This window comes from Oceanospirillum linum (genome assembly GCF_001995095.2).
GTDB classification, from domain to species: Bacteria; Pseudomonadota; Gammaproteobacteria; order Pseudomonadales; family Halomonadaceae; genus Oceanospirillum; species Oceanospirillum linum.
Map to the genome: position 1 here is coordinate 1 of NZ_MTSD02000055.1, position 509 is coordinate 509.

Sequence of the window (509 nt, forward strand, 5' to 3'; positions counted from 1 at the left end):
CATAACGGCTCTATCGAAACCGCTTTTAAAATTATTGAGCAAGCCAAACTCGCAGGCGCGGATGCCGTTAAATTGCAAACCTACACTGCCGATACCATCACGTTAAATTGTGATCGACCTGAGTTCAAAATTGAAGGTGGGCTTTGGGATGGCCGCAGCCTATATGAGCTTTATCAAGAAGCACACACACCTTGGGATTGGCACAAGCCCCTGTTTGACCATGCGGCTAAACTAGGCATCACAATGTTTAGCTCGCCCTTTGATCACACAGCGGTTGATCTGCTAGAAGATCTTAATGCGCCCGCGTATAAAATAGCCAGTTTTGAGGCGATTGACCTACCCTTGATTCGCTACGTTGCGCAAACGGGCAAACCCATGATCATCTCCACAGGTATGGCAAACTTAGAGGAAATTGCGGAGGCAGTAGACACGGCTAAAAGCGCAGGCTGTCAGGAGCTAGCAATATTGCATTGCGTCAGCGGTTATCCGGCACCCGCAGAAGACTACAA

At 48.7% G+C, this 509-nt stretch carries 1 protein-coding gene; it reads left to right on the forward strand.

The annotated features are described in order from the left end of the window. A partial coding sequence (locus tag BTA35_RS16590) for an N-acetylneuraminate synthase family protein (protein ID WP_202931300.1) occupies window positions 1-509 on the forward strand: 509 nt, incomplete at both ends.